This is a genomic window from Alistipes sp. CAG:29 (assembly GCF_000435435.1).
In the GTDB taxonomy this organism is placed as follows: domain Bacteria; phylum Bacteroidota; class Bacteroidia; order Bacteroidales; family Rikenellaceae; genus Alistipes; species Alistipes onderdonkii.
Window position 1 is genome coordinate 23,302 of the sequence record NZ_FR893483.1, and the last position, 15,804, is coordinate 39,105.

General features: G+C 60.2%; 13 protein-coding genes. 5 read left to right on the plus strand and 8 right to left on the minus strand.

Going from position 1 to position 15,804, the window contains the following annotated elements:
- Positions 1-1,475 (minus strand): S9 family peptidase (locus QVP03_RS10245; protein WP_288210756.1); only part of this gene is annotated, 1,475 nt, incomplete at its 3' end.
- 76 nt (positions 1,476-1,551) lie between these two features.
- On the opposite strand from QVP03_RS10245, the gene QVP03_RS10250 reads away from it, so the two are divergent.
- Entirely contained in the window at positions 1,552-2,154 is a 603-nt protein-coding gene (locus QVP03_RS10250) for an NUDIX hydrolase (protein ID WP_022333362.1), read from the plus strand.
- Positions 2,155-2,340: 186 nt separating this feature from the next.
- Here QVP03_RS10250 and QVP03_RS10255 read toward each other — a convergent pair whose 3' ends face one another.
- The 7 genes from QVP03_RS10255 to QVP03_RS10285 all read right to left on the minus strand — a co-directional run bounded on the left by QVP03_RS10255 (position 2,341) and on the right by QVP03_RS10285 (position 9,344).
- A complete protein-coding gene (locus QVP03_RS10255; protein ID WP_022333363.1) occupies positions 2,341-3,711 on the minus strand; it encodes an FAD-dependent oxidoreductase in 1,371 nt (456 codons plus the stop codon).
- A 149-nt stretch (positions 3,712-3,860) separates the two neighbouring features.
- Complete coding sequence (locus QVP03_RS10260) at positions 3,861-4,013, minus strand: hypothetical protein (protein WP_022333364.1); 153 nt, start codon at positions 4,011-4,013, stop codon at positions 3,861-3,863.
- Between the two features lie 115 nt (positions 4,014-4,128).
- Entirely contained in the window at positions 4,129-5,709 is a 1,581-nt protein-coding gene (locus tag QVP03_RS10265; protein WP_022333365.1) for a MutS-related protein, read from the minus strand.
- A gap of 235 nt (positions 5,710-5,944) precedes the next feature.
- Positions 5,945-6,361, minus strand: a complete 417-nt coding sequence (locus QVP03_RS10270; RefSeq protein ID WP_018695165.1) for a polyketide cyclase — start codon at positions 6,359-6,361, stop codon at positions 5,945-5,947.
- 98 nt (positions 6,362-6,459) lie between these two features.
- Positions 6,460-7,344, minus strand: a complete 885-nt coding sequence (locus QVP03_RS10275) for a beta-1,6-N-acetylglucosaminyltransferase (protein WP_022333366.1) — start codon at positions 7,342-7,344, stop codon at positions 6,460-6,462.
- A gap of 31 nt (positions 7,345-7,375) precedes the next feature.
- Positions 7,376-7,792 (minus strand): tRNA (adenosine(37)-N6)-threonylcarbamoyltransferase complex ATPase subunit type 1 TsaE, encoded by a 417-nt coding sequence (tsaE, locus tag QVP03_RS10280; protein WP_018695169.1) that lies wholly within the window; start codon positions 7,790-7,792, stop codon positions 7,376-7,378.
- Between the two features lies 1 nt (position 7,793).
- A complete protein-coding gene (locus QVP03_RS10285) occupies positions 7,794-9,344 on the minus strand; it encodes a T9SS response regulator signal transducer PorX (RefSeq protein ID WP_022333367.1) in 1,551 nt (516 codons plus the stop codon).
- A 600-nt stretch (positions 9,345-9,944) separates the two neighbouring features.
- Here QVP03_RS10285 and QVP03_RS10290 point away from each other — a divergent pair.
- The 4 genes from QVP03_RS10290 (at position 9,945) to mfd (ending at position 15,750) form a co-directional block, all read left to right on the plus strand.
- Complete coding sequence (locus QVP03_RS10290; protein ID WP_009596092.1) at positions 9,945-10,217, plus strand: HU family DNA-binding protein; 273 nt, start codon at positions 9,945-9,947, stop codon at positions 10,215-10,217.
- 482 nt (positions 10,218-10,699) lie between these two features.
- Positions 10,700-12,250 carry an Rne/Rng family ribonuclease gene (locus QVP03_RS10295; RefSeq protein WP_022333368.1) on the plus strand — a complete coding sequence of 517 codons (1,551 nt, stop codon included), beginning with the start codon at positions 10,700-10,702 and terminating at the stop codon, positions 12,248-12,250.
- 4 nt (positions 12,251-12,254) lie between these two features.
- A complete protein-coding gene (locus QVP03_RS10300; protein WP_022333369.1) occupies positions 12,255-12,500 on the plus strand; it encodes a hypothetical protein in 246 nt (81 codons plus the stop codon).
- Positions 12,445-15,750: a transcription-repair coupling factor gene (gene mfd / locus QVP03_RS10305; RefSeq protein ID WP_022333370.1), complete on the plus strand. Its 3,306-nt coding sequence runs from the start codon at positions 12,445-12,447 to the stop codon at positions 15,748-15,750. Before QVP03_RS10300 ends, mfd begins: the two co-directional genes overlap by 56 nt.
- The last annotated feature ends 54 nt before the right edge of the window (positions 15,751-15,804 follow it).

The window sequence follows — 15,804 nt, forward strand, 5'->3', positions numbered from 1 at the left end:
ACGACGCTTTGCGGGCCGCCCTGGCAGTAAAGCAGGATGGGGTACTTCTTGTCCGGGTCGAAATCGGGCGGCAGGATCACCCACGTCAGCATCTGCTTGCCGTCGGTGGTCTTCACCCAGCGTTTCTGCACCTCGCCCATCCTGATGTTGTCGTAAACCGGTTTGTTGATGGCCGAAAGCTGCGTCAGCGTGCCGTCGGCGGGGTCGACGCCGAAGAACTCGGTGGCCATCGAGATCGTGCACATTTCGGCGACGATCCTATCGCCGGCCATCGAGAAGGCGTTGATGTCGTGGTCGCCGCGGGTTACCACCTCTACCTCGCCTACGGAGGGTGAGATGCGGCAGATCTGGTGTGTCGCCTCGATCGGTGCGATGAACCAGATGCGGTCGTTGCCCTCCCAGACGACGTTCATGGCGTTGTAGTCGAAATCCTCCGTCAGATCCTGCATCTCGCCCGTCCGGCAGTCGTAGAGGAACAGGCGTGCCTTGTCCGACTCGTTGCCTGCGCGGCGCTGTGAAAGGAAGGCGATTTTCGTGTCATCGGGCGACCATACGGGGTATTTGTCGTAACCGGCCATGACGGCCTTGTCGCTTGCGACGGGCTCCCCGGTATTGACATTGACCGGCTTGCAGATGTTCTGCGTCACGCCGCTTTCGAGCACATAGACGAAGATGTCCGAGTCGGTCGAAACGGCGTATTCTGTGCCGGTGAGCGGCTTGCAGGTATAGGCCAGCATCGTTCCGGCGTTGTTCCAGGCGATTTCGGCCATGTCGAAATAGGGCGCCAGCGGGGCGTCCCACTGTGCATCGGGCATGATGTCCGTGCCTCCCGTCACGAGGCCCTTGCCCAGTTCGCCGATGAAGATATGGCGGTAGGAGCCTTCGTCCCAGTAGTCCCAGTGGCGGGCCATCAGGTCGTCGTAGATGCGGGCCTTCGACTTGTCCATGTCCTTGTATACGTCCGACGATTTGCGCCGCGCCGTCTGCACGGCCTGTACCCACCAGATGTGCTTTTCATCGGGGCTGACACCGAATCCTTCGACGTCGGGGACACCCTCGCCCCCGCCGCTGCCCGTAACCTGGGTCGCGTCGCCGCCAGCGGCGTTCATCCGCCACACCTGCATCGAGCCGCTGCGATCCGACAGGAAATAGATTTTCCGCCCGTCGGCACTCCACTTGGGATCGGCGTTGTTCGACGCCGTGTCGGTAAGGCGCGTCACGGCGCCCGATGCCATATCCTGCACCCAGATGGTCGTCACGCCGCGGTTTTGGGCCATGTTGTAGTCGGTTTGCGCATAGAGGAGCGTCTTGCCGTCGGGCGAGAGCGACGAGGAGCCTGCACGGCTCATTTTCCACATCACCTCGGGGGTGAGCCTGCCTGCGGCGATTTCGTCGGCCGTCAGGGCGTTGTCGATCGTAAGCGGTTGCGGGCGCCTGTCGTCGCATGCGCCCAGTCCCACAGCTGCAATAGCCATAAAAAGGAGTAATTTTTTCATTTTGGTCGGGGTTTCTTCTATATTATTCGTATTTTCGCGTTCAAATCGAGCCAGCATGGACTATACCGTATATTTTGCAGATAAAGCCGTGGTTTTCACTGCGAAGACCCCTGGCGAGGGATGGTATGCCGTGACGCCCGCACCGGACGGCGGCATATCACGAGCGAAGGTAACGAAAATTCTCGAATCGTACAACAAGGCGGCTGTCGTCACGCCCGATCCCGGGGCGGCGTTCGGGGCCTTTGCCGCGGAGTTCGCGCTTATAGAGGCGGCGGGCGGCGTGGTGGTCAACGATTGCGGCCAATGGCTGATGATCCGCCGCAACGGCCGCTGGGACTTGCCCAAGGGGCACCTCGAATGCGGCGAGCGGATCGAGGAGTGCGCGGCCCGCGAGATCGAGGAGGAGACGGGTGTCCGCGCCGGGGTGGTGCGACCCCTGTGCGATACGCTGCATGCCTATTATTTCCCCAAGACCGAACGCTGGGAGCTGAAACGCACCCACTGGTACGAGCTGCATACGGCATCCTGTGCCCGGCTTGTGCCTCAGGCCGAAGAGGGGATTGAGCAGGTGGTGTGGTGTACGCCCGCGGAGGTCACCCGCAACCTGCGGGATGCTTTCCCGACGATCCGCTGCGTGGTGGCGGCGATGGGAAAGTAGCGCGGCGGCGATCATAGGGGTTGGGGTGACGCCGGGTCGTTCCGGCCGTCTTTTCTGGCCGGCGTAACCGGTGTGTTTCCCCGCCCTCCCCCGTGGCTTTCTCTTCGGAGCCTTCCCCTGACCTTCCCCAGATCTTTTCCCTGATACTTATCCGGCGATGCCCGGCGGAGCCCGTACCGGTTCCCGTCAGGCGAACAGGTCGTTGAGCGATTCGCTCATGCTCGGATGGGTGTAGATCGAATTGCTCAGGTCGTGTGCCGTGACGCCGTGCTTCATGGCTGTGGCGACGGTGTTGATGACTTCGCCCGATTCGGCTCCGAAGAGCGTGCACCCCAGTATCTCGTCGGTCTTGGCGTCGATGACGGCTTTGAGCACACCCTCCGTCGAACCCAGTATCCGCGAACGCGGGAATGCCGCGACGGCGATCCTGTTGACGCGGATGTCGCGCCCGGCCTTGCGTGCCTCCTCTTCGTGCATGCCCACATGCGAGAGCGTCGGTTCGATGAAGACCGAATAGGGAACGGGGCCCCGGTTGGCCGTGGTGCGGGCTCCGTCGCCCAGCAGCACGTCGCGTATGATCCGGAAGTCGTCCAGCGAAACATAGGTGAATTGCAGCCCGCCCGTCACGTCGCCTGCGGCGAAGACACGGGGAGCCGTCGTGCGCAGGTGTGCGTCGACCCTGACGGCACCCCGGTCGTCGGTTTCGATCCCGGCGGCCTCGAGGTTCAGCCCTGCGGTGGCGGGGCGGCGTCCCGTGGCGAGCAGCACGGCGTCCCCGTCGATTTCGTATTTTCCGCCTGTCTGTGTGTCGGCCACGGCGACCCTGACGCCCCCGGCGGTGTCGCTCACCGATTCGACCCGCGCGCCTATGCGGAATTCGATGCCCTTTTTTTCCAGCGCCTCCCGTACGGCGGCCGCAATGTCGCGGTCTTCGCGCGGGATCAGCTCCGCGAACCCTTCGAGCACGGTGACTTTCGATCCGAATGAGGCGTACATCGAGGCGAATTCCAGCCCGATGTATCCGCCGCCCACGATTACCAGGTGCTGCGGAAGCTCTTCGAGCTCCATGATCGAGGTGCTGGTATAGACCCGCCTGCTCTGCGCGATGCCTTCGATGGGCGGGATTACCGTCTCGGCGCCGGTGTTGATGACGATGTATTTGCCGCCGATCTGCTGCGTCCCTTGGGCGGTTTTCACGGCGACGGTTTCCGGGGAGGCGAAACTGCCTTCGCCCGTGTAGACGTCGATGCGGGCGTTGTCGGCCAGCTTGTGGTAATTCTTGTCCCGCAACAGGTCGACCAGCGCCGTTTTCGAGGCGACGGACTCCCTGTAATAGTCCCGCCGCTGCCCGAAGGTCAGCGGGTGCCCTGCGGCTGCGAGCCCGGCACTGTGGATCAGGGCTTTGGTCGGTATGCAGCCGATGTTGATACAGGTTCCCCCGTACATTTTGTCCGAGCGTTCGACCATCGCGACGCTCCAATCGTGTGCGGCCAGTTCGGCGGCGAGGGTCTTGCCCGCTTTGCCGAAGCCGATGATGACGGCATCATATTGTTTCATAACTTTCCCTGTTTTAAGTTTCCCGGTGGCATGTGGCCTTCTCCGGCTCATTGTTCCCGTAGTGCAAATATCGGGGTTTTATGCCGTCGGGGAAATGGCCGCACTGCCGGATGTGTTGGCAATAATTCCCGTTCGCGGGTTGCGGGGCGTTATTCGCCTGCAGGGGACTCGAACCGCAGCCGTGCGGTGTCCTTGTATTTGCGGGAAATTTCGATTTCCTGTCCGCCGACGTTGACCCGCGAGGGGTGGTATTCGCCGACGTTGCTGGCCGGCGGTTTCAAGGTGTCTTTTATCTCGGTCATGTACGGAATGCTGATTTACGGGGCGTCGCTGGTTATCCGGATGCTCCAGAAACCGAAAATCTGAAGCAGGAGCGCCGACCCTCCGAGGCCGGCGCTCCTGCCCGTGGTTTGGCCGTCATTCCGGTTTTTTCAGCAGCCGTTCCTGCACCGCATAAGCTTCGGCGATCAGCTCGGGCGGATAGTCGTACAGTTCCAGAATGCGGATTGCGTTGCGGGTCGTCAGCGGCCCCGTGTGCAGCTGGTAGTCGAAGACCAGCTGCCCGTCGACCACCTCTTCGCGGAAGTGGTGCAGTTCGTAGCCGTCGCTGTCGAGCAACTCCGCCAGCTCGATGTCGTGCGTCGATACCAGCACGATGTGCGGGCCACGGTTGAGGTGTGAGAGGACGGCTTTCCCGGCGGCGATGCGTTCGGTCGTGTTCGTCCCCTTGAACAATTCGTCGAGGGCGAACAGGCAGGGGGCGGAATCCTGTGCCGCTTCGAGGAAGCGTTTGACGGTCAGCACCTCCTGCAGGTAGTAGCTCGTGCCTTCGGCGATGTCGTCCGAAATGCGGATCGAGCTCAGCAGCCGCATGTACGGTGCCGTATAAGAGACGGCGAAGCATATGTCGAGGGTCTCGGCCGTCAGGGCGTTGAGCACCAGCGTGCGGATGAAGGTCGTCTTGCCCGACATGTTGGAGCCGGTGAGCAGCAGCCCCGTGCCGTCGAGGACGAGCGTATTGGGCACGCAGCCGTCGATGAGCGGATGTACGACCTGCTCGGCTTTCAGGTATTTCCCGTCGACGAACTGAGGGCGGCAGGTCTGGGTTTCGCTGCGCAGGCGTGCGACGGAGATTGCGGCATCGGTCTCCCCGATGAAGCGGAACATGCCGTGGATCGCATCGCGCCGGGCCGTGATGCTGCCGATAAAGCGCTGGAAGAGGATCACCTCGATATTGAAGGCGACTTTGGCCAGTTCGATGAAAAGCCATGCGATGGCGGCCAGCTCGTTTGCCGAGTCGCCCTGCGTCCCGACCACGCGGCTGCGGCGTTCGACCTCGGCGACCTGCCGGATTTGTCCGGTGGCCTCCTCCGTGCCGGGCACCTCTTCGACAGCCAGTTCCCGGGCTGTGCGCAATGCCAGCGAAAGTTGTTTTACGGCCGAGCCATAAAGCGAGACGTTGAGTTTGTTGCTGTAATGGATATAGAGGTTCACGGCGAAGATAGCCATGAACAGCAGCAGCGACAGCGGGTAGAACGGAGCGGCGAGCAGCGTCGCCACGGCGAGCAGGGTGAGCGGGTATACCCAGGCGAAATAACGGACTTTGGCCGGCGTGTCGAAAATCAGGCTTTGCAGCCCGTAGGCATCCTCGTCGGTGAGCCGGGAGAGGGACTTGGTACAACTGGCCGCAAGTTCCCCGTTTCGGGAGAAACAGTCCGTGCTGCGGCCGAAAGCCGCGGCATCCTCCTCTCCCCGGAGCGTGCGCATGCGGGCATAAAGGCATTGCTGCCCGACTTTCGAGGTCGTGCGGTCGATGCGCTCGAATACGGCGTTGAGGTCGAGGTCGGCCGTGGTTTCGGCGTCGATCGTGTGGCAGGTGTCCTCCGCCGGGCAGTTGTAGAAATAGCGGCTGATCAGGTCGAAGTCGCACGGCGGGCGCTCTCCGGCGGGAGGCGCCGAAGGCCGGAAAAGGGCTGATAGATAACTTGTCGGTTTCATAATCGCGTGCGTTTATAGGTTTTCGTGTGCGCGTTGCGCCGACGAATGCTTGCGTGATCCTTGCCTGAACCTGCGGTACGGCGTCATACCGCCTTTGGCTGCGTATCCCCGGCCTGTGCCGCAAACATCTCTCCCTGCCCGGAATCATCGCCTCGGAATTATCATCCCGGGGCATCGTGTCTGCGGAACCGTGCCCGATGTTCCGGTTCGGTGCCGGACTTCGTCCGCCGTTTGTTCAGACCTGCGGGGCGGCGTTCATCGCCCGGGCGATCCCCTCGGCGATCTGATCCAGCGCCCCCTGCAGCTTGTTGCCGATCATCATCTTCATCATCATGTTCAGGTCGATGCGCAGCACCAGCCGCAGGCGGGTGTCCGCGGCGGAAACTTCCTGCAACTGGATCCAGAATGCGAAATCCATCGGTACGCCTCCGTCGTCGCCGACGACCTTGACGTATTTGCCCGGCTCGCGCTCCTCCATGCGGAGTTTCACGGTGAAGCCTTTGGCCTTGAACGAACAACTGTCCTCGGTCGCCTGCCACTCTTCGACCTTGTCGGCAAGGGCGGGCGTGAGGTTGTCGAAACGGCTGATGACCGCGTAAATCTGTTCCGCGGGACGCAAAACCTGTTGTTGCTTGGAGATATATTCTTGCATTGCGTGTGTATAACTTGTATGAAATGTGTTTCAGAAATCGGATGCGGTTTCGGGCGCTGTAAAGATAGCGTTTTTTTGCGTGACGCGCAAAACCGGCGCTATTCCGGTCGGGGAAAGAAGGCCGCCCGGTAGCGGGCGATGTCCAGGTCGTCGGCGATCTTGCGGGCGAAGAGGTACGGAACTTCCGCCGCCGTGTCCCGTGCCTGCAGCAGCCGGAGCAGGTCGTCGGTGCCGAATGTTTCCGGATGGGGCGCCCCTTCTCCGCCCCACCGGGTATAGACGAGGGGACGGCGCGTATTCGCACCGGCGAATTCGGAAATGCCCATCAGGGTCTGGAAAAAGATCTCGTCGCCGCAGTGCGAGTGTCTGAATGCGCGGATATAATCGGGGTGGGTGCGCAGATAATCGAACACAAAATCCCGGAAGCGGTCGGTGACGACGATCCAGTTGGAACCCTTTTCGAGCGGCGGCAATGTTCTGAAATAGGGGTTGTCCCCGGGGCGCAGCCGTTTGTAGAGCCTTTTGCGGAAATAGCCCGGCAGGTGCCCGATCCAATCGTTCCTGTCGGGGTAGTGGCACCACTGCATCTTCTGCGTCAGCTCGGTGATGTGCAGTTCGGGCTGCATGTCCGCGAACTGCCGCGGGTAGCACGCTTCGAGGAAATCGTGTATCTGCCCGCAGGGGCGTAGCGGCAGGGTGTCGCCCGAGAGAATGGCGATGTAGCGGTAGTCGCCGTTACAGGTGGCCCGGAGCAGTTTGAGCATGCAGTCGATCTGGCCGTACTCGCCCCAGTACACCTTGCTGCGCGGGTGGATGAAACGTGCCAGGGGACGCAGCGGCGCAAAATCCCCGATGTCGGATTTCGCATCGACATGGATGAAAATATCCGCTTCGGGGTGCTGCAACTGTCGGCACAACTCCTGCAGGACAGGGGTGTATTTATGGCATTCGATGCAGAATGCGATGCGGAAACCGTCTGCCATGGTCGTAGTGTCGCGGGGCGTTGGCCGGGCTTCAGTCGATTTCGAACGTGCGTGCCGTGTCGCTGTCGACGGTGATGCGCACCGTCATCACGTTCTCGGGCAGGAGCTGCTCGATCTTTTCGGGCCATTCGACCAGGCAGAGGTCGCCCGAGAAAAAATACTCTTCGTAACCGAAATCATAGGCTTCGCGGATGTCGTTGATCCGGTAGAAATCGAAATGATGGATACGGCGGTTGCCCTTGCCCTTGTACTGGTTCACGATGGCGAACGTAGGACTGGTTACGGTGTCCGTGGCGCCCAGTTGGGCTGCGATCTCGCGGATCAGCGTGGTTTTGCCCGCGCCCATTTCTCCGCGCAGTGCGACTACCGTGCGGCGGCCGAGCGCTTCGATGACCGCCTCGGCGACGTCCGGCAGTTCGTCCTGCGAGGTGATGTGGATCGTTTTCATATTACTGCTTGGGTTTTAAGACGATATAAGGTACGATCATTTCTTCCATCGAGATGCCGCCGTGCTGGAACGTGTTGCGGTAATAGCGGATGTGGCGGTTCGCATCGTTGTTGTAGACCAGGAAATCCGAATTGTAGGCGAAGATATAGCTCGACGTGAGGTTGCTCGACGGCAGCTGTACGTCCTCGGGTTTCAGGATCTCGTAGACGTCGCGCGAGTTGTAGGCCAGGTTGCGCCCCGTCTTGTAGCGCAGGTTGGCCGAGGTCTCGCGGTCGCCCGTCACCTTGACGGGGTTGTCCACGCGGATGGTGCCGTGGTCGGAGGTGATCACGACCGTGTGCCCCCGCTCCGAGAGGAGCTTGAGGATGGTGTAGAGGTCGGAGTGCTCGAACCACGAGCGCGTCAGCGACCGGAATGCCGCGTCGTCCTCGGTCAGCTCGCGGATGATGTCGGTCTCGGTACGGGCGTGCGAGAGGATGTCGAGGAAGTTGTAGATGATCACCGAGAAATCGGCGTCGTACACTTTTTGTATATTGTCGACCAGCCTGCGGCCCTGTTCGGGGCGCACGAGCTTGTCGAACGAGAATTTCCAGTTCTTCCCGTTCTGGGCCATCAGCCGTTTGAGGAACTCCTCCTCGTACTGGTTCTTGCCGCCTTCCTCGTTGTCGTTGAGCCATTTGTTGGGCATCAGCTTGTCGATGGCCAGCGGCATCAGGCCGGCGAAGATGGCATTGCGGGCGTATTGCGTTGCCGTGGGGAGGATGGCGCAGTAGAAATCGTCGAGCGCCACGTCGTAGTAGCCCCGCAGCAGCGAGGAGATCGACCGCCACTGGTCGTAGCGGAAGTTGTCGATCAGCAGCAGCGTGGTCTTCGGGTTCTCGTCCGCCACCGGGAAGATGTTGGTGCGCATGAGCGTGTGTGACATCACGGGGGTGTCGTCCGAGCGCTTGTTGATCCAGTTGTAGTAGTTGCGGCGTACGAACTTGCAGAATTCCTGGTTCGCCTCGGTCTTCTGGTAGGTGAGCACCTCCTTGATGCCCTGGTCGGTGGATTCCGAAAGCTCGACCTCCCAGTTGGTGAGCTTGCGGTAGAGCGAGCACCAGTCCGAAAAGGTCTCGGCCATCTGCAGCGACGAGGAGATACGCCCGAATTCCGACCGGTAGTCGGCCGTGGTCTGCTCGGTGACGAGCTGCTGCTGGTGCACGTTCTTCTTGATCGAGAGCAGCACCTGGTTGGGGTTGACGGGTTTGATGAGGTAGTCGGCGATCTTCGAGCCGACGGCCTTGTCCATGATGTTCTCCTCCTCGCTCTTGGTCACCATGATGACGGGCGTCGTGGGGCGCACCTCCTTGATCTTGGGGAGGGTCTCGAGCCCCGTCATGCCGGGCATCATCTCGTCGAGGATTATCAGGTCGTAGGCGCCTTCGGCCGCCATGTCGATCGCGTCGTAGCCGTTGTTGCAGGTGTCGACTTCGTAGCCTTTCTGTTTGAGGAACAGGACGTGGGGCTTCAAGAGTTCGACCTCGTCGTCCACCCAGAGTATTTTGACCATACGGTTATCGGATTTTAGTTCGCAAAATTAGTTATTTTATTATCAAACGCAAAAACCGGGCGTTTATTGGGTCGGCGGGATATTATCCGCGGTTCCGGGGTGTAAATCGCCTCCGGGACGGTTTGCAGCGGCGTGCCGGGAGTCTCGCGGGAGCGGAGCCCCGGCTCCGGGCAGGGCGAGGATGCCGTGCCCTCTGCAGCCCGTGTGCAGGATGGCCGCGCAGGTGTCGTCGGGCGCGGGGCGGGCTGCCGCACCGGCATCCGGGCGGGGAGGGCCGTGCCGGGACGCTTCGGGCGCAATGATGCCCGGAAAAGGCTTCTTCCTTTTCGGCGGGTTTGTGGTTAATGTGTTGATTATGAATGATTATCGTGCGCGGTTCGCTTCGGCGTGCCGTCCGGATATAATTGCCTGGCACATAATATTTTAATTTTCCGCCGAGTTTTGCCCGATATTTGTTATCCTCTTGTTCCAGTGGCTGGTAGGGGACTGCCGGAAAAATAATGAAAAAAAGTTGAGGTTTATTGGCTAAAATGTAAATAAAGCGTATATTTGCAGTCCGAATGTCTTCACACGAACTTAATAATTTAATACTATATAACTATGACAAAGGCAGATATCGTAAGCGAAATCGCTAAGAGCACCGGCGTTGAGAAGGTGCAGGTTCAGGCAATCGTCGAAGCTTTCATGGATAGCATCAAGACCTCTCTGACCAACAAGAACAACGTGTATCTCCGCGGCTTCGGCAGCTTCATCGTGAAGAAACGTGCAAAGAAAGTCGCACGCAACATCTCGAAGAACACGACCATCACCATTCCGGAACATAACATCCCCGCTTTCAAGCCCGCCAAGAGCTTCGCTGCGAAGGTGAAATAATTCAATAAATAAAGAACCTCTAAAATTTAAGGACTATGCCAAACGGAAAGAAGCATAAGCGTCACAAGATGGCTACCCACAAGCGCAAAAAACGTCTGCGCAAGAACCGCCACAAGAAAAAGTAGGGTAGCACCTTAGTGCTAAACGATAGATAAAGCTAAAGGAGCCCCGGGTTCTTTTAGCTTTACCTATTTTCTGCGGTTTTTTGCGACCGGGGCCCGTATCCCCGGGGGGAATGCAGATCCCCGGATAGCCGTTTGCGGACGTCAGGCCCTCTTGCAACGCAGGTTATGAGGCTGCCGCAGAGGCATTGCGACGCAGTGCCGCCGAAAAAACAGGGTATTGTCTTACCCGCCATGTTGCCGGCCGATGTGTCCGGACAATATTTTCCTTTGGAGTTCGCCGCCACTTCAGACCAAAATGCGGCCTAACCGGTTTCAGTATTCCGCAACCCCGTTTCCGGGATGCGACACACGATATAGATGAACAGAGAATTAATCGTTAACGTCAACCCGACAGAAATCTCCATTGCGCTGTGTGAGGACAAGGTGCTTGTCGAGCTCAACAAGGAGCAGTGCCAGACGGGTTTCTCGGTAGGAGATATCTACCTCGGGAAAGTACGCAAGATAATGCCCGGGCTCAACGCGGCCTTCGTAAACATCGGGCACGAAAAGGACGCTTTTATCCACTACCTCGACCTGGGAAGCCAGTTCCCCTCGTTGCAGAAGCTGGTCGCTTCGCAGCAGCCCGGCAAGCGGGGAATGCGCGTCGAGGGCATGAAGCTCGAACCGCCCGTCGAAAAGACGGGCAAGATCGGCGACTATCTTCAGGTCGGGCAAAACATCATGGTGCAGATCGCCAAGGAGGCCATTTCGACCAAGGGGCCCCGCCTGACCTCCGACATTTCGCTGGCCGGCCGCAACGTCGTGCTGGTGCCCTTTTCGTCCAAGGTGTTCCTTTCGCAGAAGATCCGCTCGGCGGACGAGAAGAAACGCCTGAAGCGCATCGCGGCTGCGGTGCTCCCCAAGAATTTCGGGGTTATCATCCGCACGGCGGCCATGGAGGCCAAGGACGAGGACATCGAGCACGACATCCAGTCGCAGATCGACCGCTGGCGCAAGACCTGCGCCGCGATCAAGAAGAGTACGCCGCCCGCGCAGCTGATGAGCGAGATGAACCGTGCCAATACGATCATCCGCGATTCGCTCAACGGCTCGTTTTCGCAGATCGCCGTCGACGACGAGGCGATGTACAACGACATTCGCAATTACATCCGCTTGATCGAGCCCGAGAAGGAGAAGATCGTCAAGCTTTACCGGGGCAACGTCCCCATCTTCGACAACTTCGACATCTCGAAGCAGATCAAGTCGCTCTTCGCCAAGTACGTCTCGCTGCGCCGCGGCGCCTACCTGATCATCGAGCATACCGAGGCGATGAACGTCATCGACGTCAATTCGGGCAACCGCACCAAGGCCGAGGACAACCAGGAGCAGACCGCCATGGACGTCAATCTGGCGGCTGCGAAGGAGATCGCCCGCCAGCTGCGCCTGCGCGATCTGGGGGGCATCGTCATCATCGACTTCATCGACCTGCACAAGGCGCAGAACAAACAGGCGCTCTTCGACGAGATGGTCAAGCTGATGTCCACCGACAAGGCCAAGCATACGGTGCTGCCGCTCACCAAGTTCGGGCTGATGCAGATCACCCGCCAGCGGGTGCGTCCCGTGGCCGTGGAGGAGGTGTCGGACGTCTGCCCGACCTGCAACGGCACGGGCAAGATCGAGCCTACGGTACTGCTGGACAAGAAGATCGAGAACCAGATATCGTTCCTCACGCAAGACCGGGGACACAAGTATATCAAGCTGGTGGTCAGCCCCTATGTGGCTGCTTTCCTGCGGAAGGGCATCTGGTCGCTGCGCCGCCGCTGGGAGTGGAAATACAAACTCCGCCTGCATGTCGTCGAAGACCAGAGCCTCGGCATCGTCGAGGTGCATTACCACGACGACAAGGATAACGACCTGATTAACAAGTAACGCTATGACTGCCAGCGAGCAGCTGGCGCAGTTCGCCGCCGGGTCGAAGGCCCTGCCGAAGTTGTGCCGCGAATATAAGAAGGAGCGCGCAACCGTCCACCTGAAAGAGCTGGTCGGCGGTGCTCTTTCGTTTTATGCGGCGGCAGCAGTGGCGAAAACGGGGGGCGTGCATATCTTCGTGGCCGAAGACCGGGATGCCGCGGCCTACCTGCTGGTCGAAAGCCCTGCCCCGCCTGTGCCGCGAATATAAGAAAGAGCGCGCAACCGTCCATCTGAAAGAGCTGGTCGGCGGCGCTCTTTCGTTCTATGCCGCTGCCGCTGCGGCGAAAACCGGGGGCGTACACGTCTTCGTCGCCGAGGACCGCGACGCTGCGGCCTACCTGATGAACGACTTCTATAACCTGCTGGACGAGAAGCAGGTCTATTTCTTCCCGTCGTCCTACAAGCGTTCGGCGGCCTACGGCGCCGAGGATGCCCAGGGCGTGGTGCAGCGCACCGCGGCGATGAACGCCGTGCGGGGCTTTACGAAGGGATACCTGGTGGTCTGCACCTATCCCGAAGCGCTGGCCGAACGGGTCGTCGACGCCGCGACGTTGCAGCGCGACACGATTGCCGTGAAGCTCGGCGACAAGATTTCGATCGCCGTGCTGGAAGACGCCCTTGCGGATGCGAACTTCACGCGTGTCGATTTCGTCTACGAACCGGGGCAGTACTCCGTGCGCGGAGGTATCGTCGATGTCTTTTCCTATTCGGAAAGCAAGCCTTACCGGATCGACTTTTTCGGCGACGAGGTCGACTCGATCCGCCGTTTCAATATTTCGAGCCAGCTTTCGGCCGACAAGCTCGACCGGGTGGAGATCATCCCTAACCTCAATGCCGGCGAGGCACCCCGGGTGTCGTTCGTGCAGTTCGCGGGCTCTTCGGCGGCCTGCTGGTTCTACGATGCCGACTATGTGCTGCGCCGTGTCAACGACCTGCGCCGCAAGGTGCTCGCGGACATGGAGAATCCCGGGCAGATCGACCGCCTGCTGACCAGCCGCAACGTGTTGTTGCGCGACATGGCCGGCAACAGCGTGGTGGCGCTGCGCGACAACCTGCCGGAACGCCCCGCCACGGCGGCCGTGGTGTTCGACACGGCCCCGCAGCCCAAGTTCAACAAGAATTTCGAGATGCTGGCCGACGACATGATCCGCAATTCGCTGCGGGGTTATGCGACCTACATCCTCTCGGAGAACAAGGTGCAGGTCGAACGCCTCGAAAACATCTTCCACCAGATAGGCCGGGGGCAGGCCGCCGTGCGGTCGCTCTCCGTTACGCTGCACGAGGGGTTCGTGGACAACGACCTGAAACTGTGCCTCTATACCGACCACCAGATTTTCGACCGTTACCAGCGTTACCGCATCAACGGCGAGATCCGGCGCGACGAGCAGATGACCGTCGCCGAGCTGAACCAGCTCCGCCCGGGCGACTATGTGGTGCATATCGACCACGGCGTGGGGCGTTTCGACGGGCTGGTGAAGATCATCGAGAACGGCAAGGTGCACGAGGCTATCAAGCTGGTTTACAAGGACGGCGACGTGTTGTTCGTAAACGTCCATTCGCTCCACCGCATTTCGCGTTACAAGTCCGGCGACGGCGAGCCGCCGAAGGTCTATAAACTCGGCAACGGGGCATGGCAGAAACTCAAGAACGCCGCCAAGAAGGCCGTCAAGGATATTTCGCGCGAGCTGATCGCCCTCTATGCCAAGCGCAAGGCCAGCAAAGGGTTCGCATTCACGCCCGACAGTTACCTGCAGCACGAGCTGGAGGCGTCGTTCCAGTGGGAGGACACCCCCGACCAGCAGACGACCGTCGCGGCCGTCAAGAAGGACATGGAGTCCGACCAGCCGATGGACAGGCTGGTCTGCGGCGACGTGGGCTTCGGCAAGACCGAGGTGGCGATCCGCGCGGCATTCAAGGCTGCCGTGGACGGCAAGCAGGTGGCGGTGCTGGTGCCGACGACGATCCTCGCCCTGCAACACTACCGCTCCTTCTCGGAGCGCCTGCGCGATTTCCCCGTGCGGGTCGAGTATCTCAACCGCACCAAGACCGCCAAGGAGGCGGGGCAGATACGTGCCGACCTCGAATCGGGGCGTATCGATATCCTGATCGGCACCCATAAAATACTGGGCAAGCAGATCAAATTCCGTGACCTGGGGCTGCTGATCATCGATGAGGAACAGAAGTTCGGCGTCGCGGCCAAGGAGAAACTCACGCAGATGGCCGTCAACGTCGATACGCTGACCCTGACGGCGACGCCGATCCCGCGCACGCTGCAATTTTCGCTCATGGGCTCGCGCGACCTGTCGGTCATCTCGACCCCGCCGCCCAACCGCCAGCCGATCGTCACCGAGTCGCATGTCTTCTCCGAGGAGATCATCCGCGACGCCGTCGAGGCCGAGCTCGCACGCGGCGGCCAGGTATATTTCGTCCATAACCGCGTCGAAGACCTGATGTCCATCCAAGGGCTTATCACGCGCGTATGCCCCAAGGCCCGCGTGGCCGTCGGACACGGCAAGATGCCGGCCGAGAAGCTCGAAAAACTGATTATGGATTTTATCTACGGGGAGTTCGACGTGCTCGTTTCGACCACGATCATCGAGAACGGCATCGACATCCCCAATGCCAATACGATCATCGTCGACAATGCCCAGAACTTCGGCCTGAGCGACTTGCATCAATTGCGCGGGCGCGTGGGGCGCAGCAACCAGAAAGCCTACTGCTACCTGCTCTCGCCGCCCGAGGAGATGCTGTCGTCCGATGCGCGGCGCCGCCTGCGGGCGATCGAGGAGTTCTCCGACCTGGGGTCGGGGTTCAACATTGCGATGCAGGATCTCGACATCCGCGGCGCGGGCAACCTGCTGGGTGCCGAGCAGAGCGGGTTTATCGCCGACATCGGTTTCGAAACCTACCAGAAAATCATGAACGAGGCGATCGCCGAGCTGCGGGCCGAAGGCTTGCAGGTGGCGGGTCTGGGTGCCGCCGAGCAGGATGTCGTGGAGCAGATGCATTACGTGGATGACGCGCACATCGAAATAGAGGTCGAGGCCGGGTTGCCCGATGCCTACGTGGCGCAGCAGGCCGAACGCCTGAAACTTTACCGCGAGCTCGACTCGACCAAGGACGAAGCCGCGTTGCAGGCCTTCGAGAGCCGTCTGGCAGACCGTTTCGGCCCCCTGCCGCGCGAAGCGCAGGAACTGCTCAACGTCGTGCGCCTGCGCTGGGAGGCGATTCGCCTCGGCATCGAACGGGTGAAGGTCAAGAACGGGCTGATGATCCTCCACTTCGTCGGCGAGCAGAATTCGCCCTATTACAAAAGCGATACCTTTATGGAGTTGCTTCGCAAGGTGACGCAAAATCCCGCCAGATTTGTGCTCAAACAGCACAATAATCGTCTGGCGATGACCGTTAGGAATGTCAAAGACATTGAGGACGGGTATAAAACACTGCAACAGCTTTGAATTTAGTCGTAGATATCGGGAACGCCCTGGTAAAACTTGCGGTTTTCGACAGGG

Excerpts from the sequence above, each read along its gene's own strand:
- mfd (WP_022333370.1), top strand. The coding sequence starts at position 12,445 with ATGCCGCGGCCTACCTGCTGGTCGAAAGCCCTGCCCCGCCTGTGCCGC.
- QVP03_RS10260 (WP_022333364.1), bottom strand. The coding sequence starts at position 4,013 with ATGACCGAGATAAAAGACACCTTGAAACCGCCGGCCAGCAACGTCGGC.
- QVP03_RS10290 (WP_009596092.1), top strand. The coding sequence starts at position 9,945 with ATGACAAAGGCAGATATCGTAAGCGAAATCGCTAAGAGCACCGGCGTT.
- QVP03_RS10275 (WP_022333366.1), bottom strand. The coding sequence starts at position 7,344 with ATGGCAGACGGTTTCCGCATCGCATTCTGCATCGAATGCCATAAATAC.
- QVP03_RS10285 (WP_022333367.1), bottom strand. The coding sequence starts at position 9,344 with ATGGTCAAAATACTCTGGGTGGACGACGAGGTCGAACTCTTGAAGCCC.
- QVP03_RS10270 (WP_018695165.1), bottom strand. The coding sequence starts at position 6,361 with ATGCAAGAATATATCTCCAAGCAACAACAGGTTTTGCGTCCCGCGGAA.
- tsaE (WP_018695169.1), bottom strand. The coding sequence starts at position 7,792 with ATGAAAACGATCCACATCACCTCGCAGGACGAACTGCCGGACGTCGCC.
- QVP03_RS10265 (WP_022333365.1), bottom strand. The coding sequence starts at position 5,709 with ATGAAACCGACAAGTTATCTATCAGCCCTTTTCCGGCCTTCGGCGCCT.
- QVP03_RS10255 (WP_022333363.1), bottom strand. The coding sequence starts at position 3,711 with ATGAAACAATATGATGCCGTCATCATCGGCTTCGGCAAAGCGGGCAAG.
- QVP03_RS10295 (WP_022333368.1), top strand. The coding sequence starts at position 10,700 with ATGAACAGAGAATTAATCGTTAACGTCAACCCGACAGAAATCTCCATT.
- QVP03_RS10250 (WP_022333362.1), top strand. The coding sequence starts at position 1,552 with ATGGACTATACCGTATATTTTGCAGATAAAGCCGTGGTTTTCACTGCG.
- QVP03_RS10300 (WP_022333369.1), top strand. The coding sequence starts at position 12,255 with ATGACTGCCAGCGAGCAGCTGGCGCAGTTCGCCGCCGGGTCGAAGGCC.